The following is a 16,093-nucleotide window of genomic DNA, read 5'->3' as shown; positions in this document are numbered from 1 at the left end:
GACAACCCGCCTTGACTGCACGACGACAGCCACGCGGATTGCCGAGATTGTGCAGGCGATTGGACCTTCGTCATAATCATCGCGTCCTGTTATATACAAAGCCCAATGATTAGCGCGTTTTGAGCAGGAATTTCTGCCAGCGACTCTCTGCCCCAATAAACTACTTCCGCTGTCAGCGGCTTTCCATTTATCCGTGCCGAAATGAACTGCGTTTTGTCCGTCGGGTTCACGAGCCACAGATAGCGCTTTTCGCCATCAGCATGAAGACGGCCTTGTACAGCCGCATTGCCCGTTTCGATGATTGGGGCGCGTTCAGCCCAAGCCATGCAGGCTGCAAACCAAGCGGCAGCCCCTTCGCTGCCCGCCTCTATATCGCGGAAATGTCCCGCCGAAATATGCGTCCCGATCAGCAAGGTGCGGCCTGCGCCGTGGGTGGATGTGGTAACGGCGACGCGGCCGTCGTCAAAGGAGCCCAACACCGTTGCGTTAATCGGGTGATAGGACTGCAGAAAGCCGCCACCGCGCAGCGCCGATCCGTCCAGCGTCAGCGCAATTCTGTCGGCGATGTCGGGCATGAACTCGACCTCGTCTTGCTCGACGCCGAACACGGCAGCAAGGCCGTTGTGCGGTTGCTTCACACCGACGCGGCCCATGTCTCCGAAATAGCCTGGACAAGCCTCGGAAATCAGCTTGCCCCCGTTGGCCACCCATGCGGCTAGGCGTTCAGCCAGATTGGCTGGGATCAAGATTGGGTAGGGGGCATAAAGCACATCATATTGGTCGATGTCATCGCAGTGCACCCAATCGGCCTGCACGCCAAGATCGAAGAAACCGCGATATGCGCCCCACATCGCGTTTTGATAGGTGGTGAAACCGCCTTCGGCTGACAAAAGCCGGTCAAAGCGTTGTGCCTCGGGGATCAGCAGCAGGCCGATCTCCCCGCGCACTGGTTTGGCTGCCATCAACCCGGCCTGCTCGGGCGCGTTGGCCCAGCGCCCGATCTGCGCCTGCATCTCGGATCTTGGCGTGCGCTCACCGTCCATGCCATAGGCTCCGAAAGCACCAAACAGCGGCCCGTCCAACAGGGGGCGATAGCGCAGGTTCATCATTCCCCGTGCCCCCGCTGCAAAAGAGGCGAGCGACCACAAGCAAATATCCTCGGGCGTTGCCACACGCGCATCGTCCTTGGCGCGGCCCAGAACCTGGGGCTGCATCCACAGCGGCCCCCCCTGACGCTCGGCATGCCAAAAGGGTTTTCCGCGCGCGGCCCCCCGCACCAGATCGCCCGCATAAAAGTTGCGCCACGGTTGGTTGCCCTTGCGCGCCGCAATCCATGTGTAGCCGTAAATCTCGACCTGTTCGGCTGCGCGCCAGTCATTGCAGCCATGGCCCGCCAGCGCCGTTATAGTCCCCGCAATTCCGTGCGAGATGATCTTGGCCTGCGGGTCCGCGGCGCGGATGGCCGCAATCTTGTCGTCAACATGACCGTAGAAATTATCCTCGCGGAAAGTCAACCAATCGAGACATTCGGCATAGGGCTGCACTTGCCGGGGGGGCATGATGTCATCCCATTCGGCATAGGAATAGCGGTGCCAAACCTCTGCCAGCGCATCCAGACTGCCGTACTTTTTGCGCAACCAGACCCGAAAAGCGGCCGCGGTCGGATCAGAAAAGTCAAAGTCCGGCTGATAGTTCACTTCGTTGTTCACGTCATAGCCCATCAGGCCGGGATGGCCGCGATAGCGTTCGGCCAGCCGGGTCAGAAAGCCCATCACGGCTTCATGCACCTCGGGCGCGTTGAGCGTCATCGGCCCAGCCCCGCCCAAGCCTTCGCCAAAGCCTCCGACCGCGACGGAGGGGCTGAGCTGCGACGCCATGGCCCGCCCGTCGGCTGTGCGCATCCGGGCATGGCCGTGTTTGCGGGTCAGCCAGTCGGGCGCTGCCATCGTGAATTCTGCGATCACGGTCGTCATGCCATGTTCGGCAGCAAGATCAAGCTGGCGGTCGCAATCGTCCCAGTCAAACCGGCCCGGGGCCCGCTCGATCGCCGACCACATGAACCAGTGCCGAAAGGTGTTGAGACCATCGGATGCGGCTACGCCATAATCGCGGGCCCAATCCTTTCGCGGTGGGTTTGACTTGCGGAAATACACCGCGCCGTAGGGGATCTGGGGTTGGGGAATAGGCATGGAATTCCTTTCGGCACCTTTGACGGGCACGCTCTGGATCTTTGGGTTGAATGTCCGCCAATCGGCGGCGTTGGCCGATTAGGCGCTGTGGGAGAAGCTTTGCAGGGTTCGCACCAGCGCGGAGTGGTCAAGATCGCCATCGCCCTGCCCGATGGCGGCGGACATCAGTTGATGGATCATGGCGGTGTTGGGCAGGGCCAGGTCAAGCGCGCGGGCGGCATCAACAGCAAGGCCAATATCTTTGCGGTGCAATGCGATGCGAAACCCGGGATCAAAGGTCTTTGCGATCATCCGCTCGCCATGAACCTTGAGGATCGTGCTGTCGGCAAAACCGCCAAGCAGCGCCTCGCGCACCTTTGCCGGGTCCGCTCCTGCCCATTCGGCCAGAGTAAGCGCCTCGGCCACCGCCTGAATGGTGAGGCCGACGATGATCTGGTTGCAGACCTTTGCGGTCTGTCCGTCGCCCGCAGGGCCAATATGGGTGATCCGTTTGCCCAGAATCTGCATAACGGGCAGCGCACGGGCGAAGGCGGCAGGGGTGCCACCCGCCATGATGGTGAGCGCGGCGGTCTTGGCCCCCGCTTCGCCGCCAGATACCGGCGCGTCGAGCCAGTCGTGCCCTGCCGCTTCAATCTTGCCAGCGAATTGCTTGGTCGCCACAGGTGAGATTGAGCTCATGTCGATCACCAAGGCACCGGGCTGCAGCGCCCCGGCCACGCCTTCAGTGCCAAACAGCACTGTTTCGACATCCGGTGTGTCAGGGAGCATCAGGATGATCACCTCGGCCGCTGCCGCGACCTCTGCTGGGCTGTTCAGGGCTGTGCCTCCCGCCTCGACCAGCGCTTGAGACGCCGGTTTTACCCGGTGCAAAAAGACATCATGCCCAGCCGCGATGAGATGCAATGCCATGGGGCGCCCCATGACGCCCAAGCCGATAAATCCGATCTTCATGCGCGGCCTCCCAGCGTTTTCATCCAGCCGAGCCCTTCCGAGGTGCCCGCCTTTGGCTTGTATTCACAGCCGACCCAGCCCTCGTAGCCAAGGCCGTCGAGGCGACCAAGCACATAGCCGTGGTTGATCTCACCCGTTCCCGGTTCGTGCCGGCCCGGGTGATCCGCGATCTGCACATGGGCGATGCGATGGTGATGGCGTTCAAAAGTGGGGATAAGATCGCCCTGCATAATCTGCGCATGATAGAAATCATATTGCAGCCACAGGTTCGGATGGCCCACCGCATCAATGATGCGCAAGGCATGATCCACCGTCGCACAGTGAAACCCCGGAATGTCGCGTGAGTTGACAGGTTCCAGCAAGAGCCGCACTCCTGCGGCCGCCATCCGGGGGGCTGCATAAGACAGATTTTCGATCATGGTCGCATCAAGATCGGCCGGGGCAACTTCTGCAGGTGCGATGCCGGTCAGGCAGTTGATCTGATGGCAGCCCAGTGCCATTGCATACTGCAGCGCCGTATCCACCCCGTCGCGAAATTCGGCACGACGGTCAGGCAAGCACAAAATACCCCGCTCTCCGCCGGCCCAGTCGCCACAGGGCAGATTAAACAAGACTTGAGTCAGATTCTCGCGTTTGAGAATGGTGGCGATGTCTGCGGCTGGGTGGTCATATGGCCCGATGTATTCAACGCCCTTGAACCCGTCGACCGCAGCGGCGGCAAATCGGTCCAGAAACGGCAGTTCGGCATAGAGCATCGACAGATTGGCACAGAACTTTGTCATCACGTCCTCTCAGAGACAGGTCAGGCGCCGAACCGCGTTCGGTGCAGCATCCGGCGGTTGCGCGGATCCGGGTTCGGAACGGCAGAAATCAGACTTTGGGTGTAGGGTTCGGCGGGCCGAGTGCAGATCTGTTCGGCAGGGCCGGTCTCGACGATCCGCCCCTTGTGCATCACGACGACACGGTCACAAAAGTACCGGACAACCGAAATGTCATGCGCGATGAACACAAAGCTGAGGTCGAGGCGCTTTTGCAGATCAAGAAGCAGATCAAGCACTTGCGCGCGGATCGACACGTCGAGAGCCGAGGTCGCCTCATCCGCGATGATAACGCGTGGATCAAGCGCAAGCGCTCGCGCGATCCCGATGCGCTGACGCTGGCCGCCGGAAAAGGCGTGCGGATAGCGCTCCATCGCCGACCGTTCCAATCCGACCAACTCCAGCAAGTCACCTACTCGCGCTTCCAGCGCCGCCCCTTTCAGGGCGCCCGCGACGATCAGCGGATCGGCGATCACCTGCTTAACTGTCATGCGCGGGTTGAGGGAGGCGAAGGGGTCTTGAAATACCAGCCGGACGGCAGAGCGATACTGCGCCAGTTCGGGGCGCTGCATCTTTGTCACTTCGGCTGCCTGCCCATTGCCTTGCCACAGGATGCTGCCGTTCGAAGGTTCAATGATGCGCAAGAGCATGCGCCCCAAGGTCGTCTTGCCCGAGCCACTTTCGCCGACGATGCCGAGGTTTTCACCGGGCCAGAGGTCAAGACTTACGTCGTCGACCGCCTTGATGGCAAAGGTCTGCTGGCCGCGCCAGTTCGTTGTTCCAAACCCTTTGCAAAGGCCTCGCACTGACAAAAGCGGCTGGCCAGTGGTTGCGGGGGCTGTGCGTTTGGCGGCTGTATCCAGACGCAGGGTCGCGGAAAGCAGTTTCCGGGTATAGGGATGGTGCGGTGCATGAAAGATCGCATCCACCGGCCCCTGTTCCACCACGCGCCCCCAGCGCATCACAGCGACGGAGTCGGCCACCTCGGCCACAAGCCCAAGGTCATGGGTGATCATCAGCATTGCCATGCCAGTTTCGCGTTGCAACCGGGCGATCAGATCCATGATCTCGGCTTGCGTCGTTACATCAAGCGCCGTGGTCGGCTCGTCCGCGATGAGGATGTCGGGTTTGCAGGCGAGAGCCATCGCAATCATTGCGCGCTGCCGCATACCCCCGGAAAACTCGAACGTGTAACGGTCGGCCATCTGTTCTGGATTGGCAATTTCGACCTGCCGCAAAAGTTTGACCGTTTCTGCCTTCGCCTCGGCCTTGGTCATCTTGCGGTGCAACAGCAGCGCCTCGACGATTTGTGATCCTATGGTGTGCACGGGAGAGAGTGAGGACATCGGCTCTTGAAAGATCAGGCCGATCCGTCCGCCACGTACGGCCCGAATCTCGCGCCCGTTGGGCGCCAGTGTGTCCAGCCGTAGCTCCCCGTCAGGCCCCTGCAGGGTGATACTGCCCCCCGACACCTTGGCCTGCGGATCGATCAGCCGCAGCAGGGCGCGCGCGGTGACGGACTTTCCAGATCCACTTTCCCCCACCAGACACAGCGTCTGGCCAGAGAAAAGATCAAAGCTTACGTCGCGGACGGCGTGCAGCACATGGGTGCGCAGGTGAAAGTCAATGCTTAGCCCGCGCACAGACAAGACGGGTGCCGAGGCCGCTGCGCTTACCAGATCGTCATGCTGGGCGCGCGTAGGCTTCGCCAGAGCTGTTGCGGAAGGGGTTTGTGTGGTCATGGGCATGTTCATGTCTCATACGGGTCTGCGGCATCACGCATCCCATCCCCAAGGAAGTTGAAGGCCAGCACGGTGATCACCACCGCTCCAGCGGGCCAGATCAAAAGCCACGGCGCTGTCGCAACGGTGCGGATGTTCTGCGCGTCTTGCAGCAAAACGCCCCAGCTGACGACGGGTGCCTTCAGGCCGATCCCGAGAAACGACAGCGCTGTCTCGGCCACGATCATTGTCGGGATCGCCAGCGTGACCACCGCCAAGATGTGCGAGGTCAGCAAAGGCAGGATGTGGCGAAAGATCACCCGCGCCCGACCTGATCCGTCCAGAATGGCAGCGGTGACGAAATCCTCCCCGCGCAGCGCCAGAAACCTCCCCCGCACTTCACGCGCAAGCCCTGTCCACGCTAGCAACGACACAATCAGCGTCACGACGAAGTATACGGTGATGGGCGACCACACGATCGGAACCGCTGCCGCAAGCCCAAGCCAGAGCGGGATGGTCGGCATGGCGCTGATCACCTCGATAATGCGTTGGATCACCAGATCGGTCCAGCCGCCGAAATACCCGGACAACGCCCCTAGGACGACGCCGATGACGAGGCTGGACACCACGCCGATGAGACCAATCGACATCGAGATTCGGGTGCCGTGGATCAATCGGCTGAGAAGGTCACGGCCCAGACTGTCGGTGCCCAGAAGGTTCATGGGTTGCGACGGGTCAAGCGGGCCGAAAAGATGGGTCTTCATCTCGATCAGGCCCCAGAAGCGATAGGGGGTTCCTTCGACAAAGAAACCGACGGGAATGACTGAATTTTCGTCGATGGCGAAGGCACGGCGCAAAGATGCAGGGTCCACCGTGGTGGTGTAGCCCTTTACATGTGGTTGCCACGTCCAGCCACCATCCGCGTCGGTGACAAAGAAGGAAAGGCTTTGCGGGGGCGCATAGGTGAAACGGGGTTGCGCCAGCGACGGGGACGTTGGCGCCAGAAACTCGGCGAAGAGGCCGATGAAATAGAAAAAAAGCACCACGACCCCGGCAGCAACGGCCACCTTGTTTGAGAAGAACTTCTGCCAGATGAGGGTCCACTGCGACGAGACGGCGATCTTGCCCGGGTCCATCCCCGGTCGAAGCGGGCTTATGGCGGGGCCACGCTCTTCGCTGCCATGAGGGCCATCATCAGGCAGCGCAGTGGACGGGTAATCGAGATGCGTCATGTGAAGCGTATCCGTGGGTCAAGGAGGGCCAGCAAAACATCGGAGATCAGCATGCCGATCAGGGTCAGCACGCCCATCAACAGGATAAAACTGCCCGCCAGATACATGTCCTGACTGACCAGTGCCCGCAGCAGAAGCGGTCCCGCAGTCGGCAAGTTCAGCACGATGGCGGTAATGGTGACGCCGGAAATAAGGTTGGGCAGAACCCATCCAATGGCCGAGACAAAGGGATTGAGCGCGATGCGCACCGGATAGCGCATCACCACGTTGAACTCTGACAGCCCCTTTGCCCGTGCGGTGACCACATAGGGCTTGGACAATTCGTCGGTCAGGTTGGCGCGCAGGATGCGGATCAGTGCAGCGGTGCCTGATGTGCCGATCACGACGATCGGAATCCACAGGTGCATGAACAGATCCCACACTCGGCCCCAGGTCCAGTCTGCGCCGATGTATTCGGGCGAGAACAAGCCGCCGACGCTTTGGCCAAAGTACTTGTAGCTGACATACATAAGTGTCAGCGCCAGAATGAAGTTCGGGATGGCAAGGCCGAGGAAGCCGAAGAAGGTCGCCACATGGTCGCCGACAGAATGCCGGTGCACCGCCGAATAGATGCCGATGGGCAGCGATACCGCCCAGACAAAGACCAGTGCCGCGAGCGAGATCGATAGCGTGGACCCCATGCGATCCCAGATCAAATCGCTGACTGGGCGGCCCCATTCAAAGGAATAGCCAAAGTCGCCACGTAGCACGATCCCGCTGATCCATTTGAAGTATTGGACAACCATCGGATCATCCAAACCATAGGTCGCGCGCATCCGGGCGATTTCGGCAGGGTCGATGGTTTGCCCGCTGTCTGACATCGAGGCGAGCAGAGACGTCAGATAATCTCCCGGTGGCAACTGGATGATGAAGAACGAAATCAACGAGATGCCAAACAAGGTCGGGATCATCAGAAAGATGCGTTTGACGACATAGACCCACATCAGCCGGGTTCCTTCCATGTCAGATATACGGCTTCGAGGATTTCAATGCCGGGTACAGTGACAATGGCACGCCCCTCGCGCAGCTCAACCTTTGCTTGTTTTCCCGAGATGGGCAACTGCGCCGATGCGGCCGTGATCCCATCGGGCACGGCGATAGACACCTCGTGCGCACCAACCGGATAGATGTTGCGGATCGGGGCTTTCCACATCATCGGATTGGTCAGGTTGACCAGCGTGACCAGACAGGCACCCGGTGCCGTCCGCACCGCAATATCCAGCACGCCCGGCCCCGTCACCTCGACCATCGACGGACCGTTCAGCGCCCAGCGCACCGCGTTTTCAATCAGTCGCTGATGATCCTGCGCCAGCACCTCCCAGAACGTGGCACCGATATTCCAAGGGATATGCACGGTGCGCCCGCCCGCCTCTGTTTCGCGCGTGACGGCTGCCGGATCGGTGGCTGCAAGGCGTGGATAGACCTCTTCCATCGGCAGGTCAGGAAAATCCGGCACTGTGAGAAAAGGTGTCTCGGTGCCGGCTTCGGCGGCGACAGAGACAAGCCGCAGGCCGCCGATGATCCGCTGCGCCCCGTTGTAACCCGCATTGAGCGGATGGGTTCCGGATAGCTCGACATAGGTGTTTTTCACCGGGCCGCGTGGCGCGGCAGTCAGCCGGGTGCCCAACACGTCGGCCAGCCCGCATTCATCGCGCGCAACGCCCTCTTCGGTGGCAAGTGCGCTTTCCCCGGCGACAACCAGACTGCCCCCGCGTTTGACCCAATCGGAGATCAGCGCGCATTGCGCATCAGACAGGCATCGCGCGTTGGGGAGGATGAGCACCCGGAACCGGTCCAGCATCGCGGCCGTCATCGCGTGGTCGGAGACGAATTCAAACGCGAGCCCTGCCTCGATCAATGCGTGACCGAAGCCCTTTTCATCCGCTTCGGCTGCATCGCGCTTTTGCCAATCGTGCAAGCGCAGGGTGGTGGTCGCATCCAGAATGGCAATCTCACAGGCGGGTTCCGTCGCCGTCAATGCAGCTTCGATCTTTGCATGCAGATCAAAGCCATCCGCGACAGGTGATATCCAGCGCGGATCGGGGATCACCCCGTTGAATTTGGTAAACCACGGCAGCATGCCATGTGCGGCACCGTCGGCGATCCAGCTGGTCATCTCTGGTCCGGTGGTGACAGAATCTTTCCAGCGGTGGACCGGTTCTTCTGGGCCGACGGAGGTGATAAGCACCACGGGCCGGTCGCGGAAGGTCGCACGGATACGCTTGGCATTGCGCCCGGCCATCCACATCGGCTCCAACCCGTGGCGGCCCTGATGGTCGACGACAAGAAAGGGGCAATGCGCCTCGATCGTTGCAAGGTCGAACTCCATCAGCGACGCCCCCCCCATATTGGGGATGAAACTCGCATTTGGCCGGATCGCCTGCACCGCCCGATCCCAATCCACAACCATCGTCGTCAAGCGTTCGCGCCGCCATGCCACCCAGGCGCGCCAGCCCGCATCGGCAGGGTCGCTTGCCTGTGGCAGATTATAGCCAGATGCGTCACGAAACTTTTTGGCGCAACTCTCACAATAACAGATGCCATGCCCTTGCCAGCGATTGGCAAAAACGGCGTCCACATCGTAGTCGCGCACGATTTCGCGCACGATTTCCGGCATGTATTGCGTGTTGTAGTCCCCATAAGCGCAGGTCACCCAGACATCCGGATAGGCCCAGTGTCGACGCGGATTGCCTGCGGCATCCACCGCTACCCACTCTGGATGGGCGGTTGCGGCATCATCATGAATCGCGTGCGGATCGACCCGTGCCATTACATGCATATCGAGGGCGCGCGCGCCGTCTACCAGCGCCCCAAAGGGGTCGCTGTCGCCCAGCCACTTGCTGCGATAGTGATAGGGCACCTTTGTTGGATAATAGGCAACATAGCCGCCCGCGCTCAGGCAGGCCGCGTTCGATCCGGTGCGCCGGAAGACGTCTATCCACTCATCCACATCGAACTTGACTGGATCATCTTCGGCCAAGGTCAACTGCGTCCATCGGGTTGCTCCGCGATACCAGTTTGGGCTGCGCAGCAGGCGTGCGGAATCGATCGCCGTATCGGGCATGGGTCTACTTTCGGTAAAGGATGGTCAATCAGGGATCGTGTGGATCGGGTGGCGCGCAGACTTTTGCGCTGCGCGCCATCCAAACCACTGACCCGCGCGCTAAGTCTTGAAGAACTGCTCTGGCCGTGACGGCCCCGGTGTTGGCCAGCCAAAGCTGTTGGGCATCACATCCATGGTATTGACCATGTTGTTCTTGACCACCCCATACCCGTCGGCCGGCAGCGACACACCGAAGACAAGCATCTGGTCGGCGGCCACTTCAAGGATTTCGGCCATCTTGACCTGCTGCTCGACAGGGTCGCCGGTTGCCAGAAGTTCGCGATAGCGGTTCTGTTGGTCTTTAATCGCCTGAGGTGGTTCGATCGCATCCGGATTTTCGGGTGCAGTGAAGTAAAGAGCCCAGCCTGGTGCATAGATCGAGTTGCTGCTGAACGGGATGAAATAGCGCGGATCCAGCATGGCCGCGATGCCTGAGTTTGCCCCGAACTGGTGCGCCGACGCGTCAAATTCGCGCCCGTTTCGCACCCGAGTTTCCCACAGCGAGCGATCCATGGTTCGCATCTGCGCCGCGATGCCCACGGCCTCGAACATCGGAAGGGCAAGTTCGAACATGTCGACAAAGGTGGTCCGGGTCTGGTCGATCTCGAAGATGATCGACAGCCGCCGCCCCGCCGGGTCAAGCCGGAACCCCGCACTGTCCCGGTTTGGCACAATCGCGTCCAGCATCTCGTTGGCGCGAACCGGGTCATATTCAGTGAACTGCGTGGCCAGCCGCTCGTTGTAAAGCGGATCCCCTTCGATGATCGAGGGTTGCGCGGGCGCGCCTTGTCCCACGAACACTGCATCGATCAGATCCTGCCGGTTGATCGCCAGTGACAAGGCCTGACGAAACTCCAGCGTGTTGAAGAGCGCATTCTTGACGTCATCGGTGTGATTGAGGTTGAGGCAGAACACCATCACATTGGCCGCCGTTTCACGCAGGGTATAGAAGCGATAGTCGCCGGTTTGCTGCCCGTCGAACAGAACAGGCTTGTTCGTCGGCGTCGCGATATACTGATCCATCATGTCGATTTCACCCTGCAAGGTCTTGAGAAGCAAAACCTCAGGGTCGGCGACCATCTGATAGACCACACGGTCGAAGTAAGGCAGTTGCGTGCCCGCAGTATCAACCTTGAAGTAAAAGGGGTTGCGGACTGCAATGGCCCGTTCGGTGTCTTCGCCGGGGGCGCTTGTGAACATCCATGCATTCAACGTCGGGCGATTGGAGTTCTGAAAGTGCACGTTGTCTTCGGCCAAACCATGCTCACGGGCGAAGAGCGCACCCCAGCCTTCGAACCCTTGCGCCTGTGCAAGGGCGTTTGCCTCGGGGTTGTAGCGGATATGAAACTGCTTGAGATAGTGGGCTGGCGCACGGGTCAGTTGGTCCTGATTTGCCCAAGCAAGGCCTTGCGCAAAAAAGCCGTTGGGCGCGGCAAACACGACGCGAAATGTGGTTTCGTCGACGATTTCCAGTGCACCGATCTGGCCGTTTGCTTGCCAAAAGCTTTGGCCATTGGTTGATCCGCCTTCGGGATCAGTAAAAATATCCTCGTACCAAAACCGAATGTCTTCTGTCGTGAAGGGCTGGCCATCAGACCATTTGTGCCCCTCGCGAAGCTTGAAAGTATAAACTGTGGAATCCTCGTTCACCTCATAGCTTTCAGCAACGTTAGGTTCGATTCCTGTCCATTCTGGGTTGAAGCGCACCAGCGGTTCATAGGATTGATATCGGATCAGCATCGACAGTGAACCACCGCCGACAAGTGCATGGTTCCATGTGCCTCCCTGAACGCCTGGGCGATCCGTAGGCGTTATAATCAAAGGATTTTTTGGCAGTCTTTTATCAAGTGCGGGAAGGTCTCCGCTCTGCGCAAAAACTGGAAATCCACACAATGCGACCCCTGCGAGTGCAGTAGTCGATACAATGAAGCCGCGTCTCCCGATCCTATTCATGCTGTTCCTCCCAGAACGAAACCGCTTTCCAGTTCCCATTCAGGATCGATTGAGACACACTGTTAGGTAAAGCGTTATGTAAAATAATAGTTTCTGCGTCAGCAAACGCGTAGCAACTTGTTATTCAAGAAACTTGTGGCCAGTGCGCCGCGCCGCAGCACTAGAAGAGGTGGAAGATGAGCAAGATCACGCTGCGAATCATCGCTGAAGCAACGGGACTTTCAAAGTTTGCCGTCTCACGCGCGTTGACCGGCAAGGTGGGGGTCAGCGAAGAGACCCGGGCCCGCGTCATCGCGGTGGCAGAGCGCCTTGGCTATGCCCGTCCAGATCAGCCGCCTGTTGTTCAGACCAGCACAATCGGCGCGGTGTTTGCCAGCGAAGATCCGGTTAACGGCGAAATGAACATTCAGATCCAAAATGGCTTACAAAGCGAGGCAGCTCGGCTCGGCTATACAATTCATGCGCATTGGGCCTCGGACGCACGCAGTCTGGCAAGGTTCGTCGAAGGGTGTGCCGGGATCTTTTCTGTCAACATTCAGGACAAGGCGGCCTTGGCGCAAATTCTTGCCAGCGGCAAACCCGTTGTGCGCGCAGGGTGGCTGGAGCCTCTCGAACAAGTGGATCATGTGGGCGGCACCGACCGTGAAGCGGGCGTCGCTGCCGGACGCTATTTGTTCGATCTTGGCCACCGCGAGATTGTCTTTGTTCACGGCGATATAGATTTGCGTGGCCGTCGGGAACGCTGGCATGGGCTGCAAGAGTTTGCAGCGTCCACGCGCGGATTGACTTGCTATGATCTCACCTGGGGTGGAGACAAGAGTTTTTCCGACGGGCTTGACCAGATCCTTGCGGCAGGCGGCCGACCAACCGGGTTCTTTTGCGGTCATGACGGAATGGCGATCACCGCGTATACTGATATCTTGGCACGCGGATGGCGTATTCCGCGCGATGTATCGGTGGTCGGGTTCGGCGATTTCAGCGCGGCAACACAAGTCAGCCCCCAGCTGACCACCATGAAAATCCGTGCCTCGGAAATTGGGCGTAACGCTCTCAGGCGCCTCGATGCGCGGTTGCGCAACCCGGACGTCGAGTTTGCGCCTCTTCGCATGTTTGTGCCCAATATTTTGATAGAACGCGGCTCTGCCGGGCCTGCACCGCAGCAAAGATAATCGCGGTTCAGCGTTATGGCTTCGCCGAGGGCCGTGGTCAGTATCCTGCCCGTTGCTTTGGGGGAGAGATTCCGGAAGGACAGAATGGCAAGTCGTAGCAGGTTTTGCACTTTGAGAGCTGAGCGGAAGCGCGTTGCGAATTGCTAAGTCTCCATTGGACTTACGTCTAAGGAGTCAAGATAGGCTGCTCTGACGCACAGCAAGATTGCCTTGTCGTCATTATTGCAGTCCCACCTGTTTGGAGCTGTGTAACGGGACGAATTCGCGCGAAATCGCGAAACAGTTGGCAAATCCTGCCAATGAAACTATCAAAGGCCTGATTTATTGAACCGCGCCGGGTTTGCCGGAGGCTCAACTCCTGAGTAGGATGGAGCATCATGAGCAAGACCACGAACAAGTTTTCCCCTGAAGTGCGCGAGCGCGCTGTGCGGCTGGTCCTCGACAATGAGGGGCAGCATGGATCGCGGTGGCATGCGGTCATGTCGATTTCGGCGAAGATCGGCTGCGTGCCGCAGACCTTGAACGATTGGGTCAAGAAGCCTGAGGTTGATAGCGGCAAGCGGGCGGGTATTCCGGCCGAGATGGCCGACCGCGTGAAGGCACTGGAACGCGAGAATCGTGAGCTGCGCCAAGCGAACGAGATCCTTCGCAAGGCGTCAGCGTATTTTGCGATGGCGGAACTCGACCGCCGGTCGAAGTGATTGTGGGCGTTATTGATGCGCATCGGAATGCGCACGGGGCTTGGCCATCGCGGCGCCATCGGTCCGAGCCCGATGGACAAGGCCGATCTGCAGCGTTCTGCCGATTGCCCCCTCCACCTATTACGATCATCTAGCCAGGCGGGCTGATCCCGCCCGGCGGTCGGACCGTGCGCGCAGGGATGAGGCGCTACGCCCTGAGATAAGGCGTGTGTTCGAGCAGAACTGGCGGATCTACGGCGTCCGAAGGTCTGGCGGCAGCTTCGCCGTGAGGGTTTCGATGTGGCCCGCTGCACTGTCGCGCGGCTGATGAAGAGTATGGGTATTCAAGACATTATCCGCGGCAAGCCGCACAGAACGACGATCCCGGACAAGAAAGCCCCCTGTCCGCTGGACAAAGAGAACCGCCAGTTCCGCGTTCCGGCCCCGAACATGCTGTGGGTGTCGGATTTCACCTATGTCGCCACCTGGAACGGTTTCGTCTATGTCGCCCCTCGCCAAGGTCACTCGGACCAGTGGCGTTCCCATGGCTCGATCATCGATGCCTATGCTCGCAAGATCGTTGGCTGGCGCGTCAGCACATCGGCGCATGCGGGGTTCGTTCTCGATGCCCTGGAACAGGCGGTGCATGATCGCCGCCCGGGAAAGGGCATGGGGCTGGTTCACCACAGCGACAGGGGCTCGCAATACCTGTCTATTCGCTACACTGAGCGCTTGGCGGAGGCCGGTATCGAACCCTCGGTGGGCAGGGTCGGAGACAGTTACGACAACGCCTTGGTCGAGACGATCAATGGCCTGTTCAAGGCGGAGGTCATCCACCGCCGTGGCCCATGGCGCAGCTTGGAAGCCGTGGAATACGCGACGCTCGAATGGGTGGACTGGTTCAACAACCGCCGTCTTCTCGAGCCATAGGGAACATCCTGCCCGCAGAAGCCGAGGCCGACTTCTAAGAGGCTCTGGCAAGTGAGACCTTGGCCGCGTAACTAACTAAAATCAGCCTCCGGCAAACCCGGCGCGGTTCATGCCGCTCCCATTTCTCGCGTCAGCTAGCTGAGCGCGCAAGTCTCCAGATCCGCCGGGAACGTCTGCCAAGTCGGGCAAGGACACCTGATAGCCGGACCAGTGTCCTATCGCGAGCTGCACTTTGCATGAAAGTCCGAGAAAAGGCTGCCTTCTTACACTACGCGGCGCTCGGATGGCCGCTTCGGTGTAACGTGCGCGGTGGAATGACAGTCCGCTATAGGCCGCGAGCGGCCTTTCATTTGCGTCTAGCTGTCAATATTCCTTTGTAAAGTTGGCCCTGCAATAGCAAGAAATTCTTACATGCTTTTAATCCCCTGATTGCACAAATTCGCCGTTCCCGAGGCATGACGCAGGGTGATCTTGCCAAAGAAATCGGTATCAGCATCCCTACGCTAAGGGCCTTGGAGCGGGGCTAAGGAAATCTTCTAACAATGCGCCGCTGCATGGGAGTGCTTGGCCTTCGCTGGGGTTGGGCGCGGTTGGATCAGGATCTGGCTGCACTTCTTGCTGCAATGCGTCGGAAGAGGGGGCTTAGTCAGGCAATCTTGGCCGAGAGGGCAGGGTGCTCACGCCCAACCATCATCGCCCTTGAAAAGCACCTCTCGGGCAGCGTCTCCATTCTGTCGGCGGTTTTGACCGTCCTTGGTGTTCGTGAATTGCTGCGCAACAAGTTGATGTGCGGATGAGCGGTCTTGTTCCCGCGCCAAATGCGCCAGCACGGGATTTGGTCATGACACCGGCGCCGTTGGCCGCCGCCATCATAACTCAGTTTTCGGAACAGCTTTATGGCAGCATCTTGGGTCCCGCGCGTGGCCAAGGGGCGTTTTTTGATCAGTTTCCAGCAAACCTCAGCCATGATTGGTGCGAGCTGGCGGATGGACGTGATTTTCTTGAGTGGAAGCGGCCGGTTGACTGGATCATCACCAACCCGCCTTGGTCGCGCCCGAGAGACTTTACCCGTCATGCGATGACCGTAGCAGATAACACTGTGCGGCTTGCGCCGGCCGTGAACATGACAACGAAGGCAAGGCTTCGTGACCTTGACGAGTTCGGCTTCGGGATTGCCGGATTGCTGCTGATAGACGCACCGAAATCATGGCCGCAAAGCAGGTTGCAGTTGGCGGCAGCGCATTTCCAAAAGGGGCATCGCGGCGCCTGGCAGGTTTCGCGGTTGGGGCCGAAGGCCGACGCGTAAGC

12 protein-coding genes, 1 pseudogene and 1 other annotated feature are annotated in these 16,093 nt (G+C 59.7%); of the genes and pseudogenes, 5 read left to right on the top strand and 8 right to left on the bottom strand.

The genetic code is table 11. From position 1 onward, the window contains the following. Positions 1–89: 89 nt before the first annotated feature. From CUR21_RS17770 to CUR21_RS17735, 8 genes are all read right to left on the bottom strand, one after another. Positions 90–2,189, bottom strand: coding sequence for a beta-galactosidase (locus CUR21_RS17770; RefSeq protein ID WP_100198401.1), 2,100 nt, complete (start codon positions 2,187–2,189; stop codon positions 90–92). A 78-nt stretch (positions 2,190–2,267) separates the two neighbouring features. Beyond that, a complete protein-coding gene (locus tag CUR21_RS17765; RefSeq protein ID WP_100198400.1) occupies positions 2,268–3,140 on the bottom strand; it encodes a 2-hydroxy-3-oxopropionate reductase in 873 nt (290 codons plus the stop codon). Beyond that, the gene (hyi, locus tag CUR21_RS17760) at positions 3,137–3,922 is read right to left on the bottom strand and encodes a hydroxypyruvate isomerase (RefSeq protein WP_100198399.1); all 786 of its coding nucleotides are present in this window, start codon (positions 3,920–3,922) and stop codon (positions 3,137–3,139) included. Before hyi ends, CUR21_RS17765 begins: the two co-directional genes overlap by 4 nt. Before the next feature lie 20 nt (positions 3,923–3,942). Next, positions 3,943–5,700: an ABC transporter ATP-binding protein gene (locus tag CUR21_RS17755; protein WP_100198445.1), complete on the bottom strand. Its 1,758-nt coding sequence runs from the start codon at positions 5,698–5,700 to the stop codon at positions 3,943–3,945. Positions 5,701–5,708: 8 nt separating this feature from the next. Continuing rightward, entirely contained in the window at positions 5,709–6,911 is a 1,203-nt protein-coding gene (locus tag CUR21_RS17750) for an ABC transporter permease (RefSeq protein ID WP_232622854.1), read from the bottom strand. Further along, complete coding sequence (locus CUR21_RS17745; RefSeq protein ID WP_100198397.1) at positions 6,908–7,894, bottom strand: ABC transporter permease; 987 nt, start codon at positions 7,892–7,894, stop codon at positions 6,908–6,910. Before CUR21_RS17745 ends, CUR21_RS17750 begins: the two co-directional genes overlap by 4 nt. After that, complete coding sequence (locus CUR21_RS17740) at positions 7,894–10,014, bottom strand: alpha-amylase family protein (protein ID WP_100198396.1); 2,121 nt, start codon at positions 10,012–10,014, stop codon at positions 7,894–7,896. The genes CUR21_RS17745 and CUR21_RS17740 overlap by 1 nt, the downstream gene beginning before the upstream one ends. 99 nt (positions 10,015–10,113) lie before the next feature. After that, entirely contained in the window at positions 10,114–12,006 is a 1,893-nt protein-coding gene (locus CUR21_RS17735) for an ABC transporter substrate-binding protein (protein ID WP_100198395.1), read from the bottom strand. A 176-nt stretch (positions 12,007–12,182) separates the two neighbouring features. On the opposite strand from CUR21_RS17735, the gene CUR21_RS17730 reads away from it, so the two are divergent. The 5 genes and pseudogenes from CUR21_RS17730 (at position 12,183) to CUR21_RS17710 (ending at position 16,091) form a co-directional block, all read left to right on the top strand. Further along, the gene (locus CUR21_RS17730; RefSeq protein WP_100198394.1) at positions 12,183–13,175 is read left to right on the top strand and encodes a LacI family DNA-binding transcriptional regulator; all 993 of its coding nucleotides are present in this window, start codon (positions 12,183–12,185) and stop codon (positions 13,173–13,175) included. Positions 13,176–13,552: 377 nt separating this feature from the next. Beyond that, positions 13,553–14,823 (top strand): annotated as a pseudogene (locus CUR21_RS17725) (IS3 family transposase). Next, positions 13,834–13,988 (top strand) — a sequence feature (AL1L pseudoknot). It overlaps the preceding pseudogene by 155 nt. A gap of 387 nt (positions 14,824–15,210) precedes the next feature. Further along, a complete protein-coding gene (locus CUR21_RS19105; RefSeq protein ID WP_369802550.1) occupies positions 15,211–15,312 on the top strand; it encodes a helix-turn-helix domain-containing protein in 102 nt (33 codons plus the stop codon). Positions 15,313–15,327: 15 nt separating this feature from the next. Continuing rightward, positions 15,328–15,582: a helix-turn-helix domain-containing protein gene (locus CUR21_RS19100; RefSeq protein ID WP_100198393.1), complete on the top strand. Its 255-nt coding sequence runs from the start codon at positions 15,328–15,330 to the stop codon at positions 15,580–15,582. Positions 15,583–15,626: 44 nt separating this feature from the next. Beyond that, positions 15,627–16,091: a hypothetical protein gene (locus CUR21_RS17710; protein ID WP_157792056.1), complete on the top strand. Its 465-nt coding sequence runs from the start codon at positions 15,627–15,629 to the stop codon at positions 16,089–16,091. The last annotated feature ends 2 nt before the right edge of the window (positions 16,092–16,093 follow it).

Origin of the sequence: Pseudorhodobacter sp. MZDSW-24AT (genome assembly GCF_002794355.1) — a bacterium.
Lineage (GTDB): Bacteria > Pseudomonadota > Alphaproteobacteria > Rhodobacterales > Rhodobacteraceae > Pseudotabrizicola.
This window is presented reverse-complemented; position numbering and strand designations above follow the sequence as displayed.

Excerpts from the sequence above, each read along its gene's own strand:
- CUR21_RS17770 (WP_100198401.1), bottom strand. The coding sequence starts at position 2,189 with ATGCCTATTCCCCAACCCCAGATCCCCTACGGCGCGGTGTATTTCCGC.
- CUR21_RS17765 (WP_100198400.1), bottom strand. The coding sequence starts at position 3,140 with ATGAAGATCGGATTTATCGGCTTGGGCGTCATGGGGCGCCCCATGGCA.
- hyi (WP_100198399.1), bottom strand. The coding sequence starts at position 3,922 with ATGACAAAGTTCTGTGCCAATCTGTCGATGCTCTATGCCGAACTGCCG.
- CUR21_RS17755 (WP_100198445.1), bottom strand. The coding sequence starts at position 5,700 with ATGACCACACAAACCCCTTCCGCAACAGCTCTGGCGAAGCCTACGCGC.
- CUR21_RS17750 (WP_232622854.1), bottom strand. The coding sequence starts at position 6,911 with ATGACGCATCTCGATTACCCGTCCACTGCGCTGCCTGATGATGGCCCT.
- CUR21_RS17745 (WP_100198397.1), bottom strand. The coding sequence starts at position 7,894 with ATGTGGGTCTATGTCGTCAAACGCATCTTTCTGATGATCCCGACCTTG.
- CUR21_RS17740 (WP_100198396.1), bottom strand. The coding sequence starts at position 10,014 with ATGCCCGATACGGCGATCGATTCCGCACGCCTGCTGCGCAGCCCAAAC.
- CUR21_RS17735 (WP_100198395.1), bottom strand. The coding sequence starts at position 12,006 with ATGAATAGGATCGGGAGACGCGGCTTCATTGTATCGACTACTGCACTC.
- CUR21_RS17730 (WP_100198394.1), top strand. The coding sequence starts at position 12,183 with ATGAGCAAGATCACGCTGCGAATCATCGCTGAAGCAACGGGACTTTCA.
- CUR21_RS19100 (WP_100198393.1), top strand. The coding sequence starts at position 15,328 with ATGCGCCGCTGCATGGGAGTGCTTGGCCTTCGCTGGGGTTGGGCGCGG.
- CUR21_RS17710 (WP_157792056.1), top strand. The coding sequence starts at position 15,627 with ATGACACCGGCGCCGTTGGCCGCCGCCATCATAACTCAGTTTTCGGAA.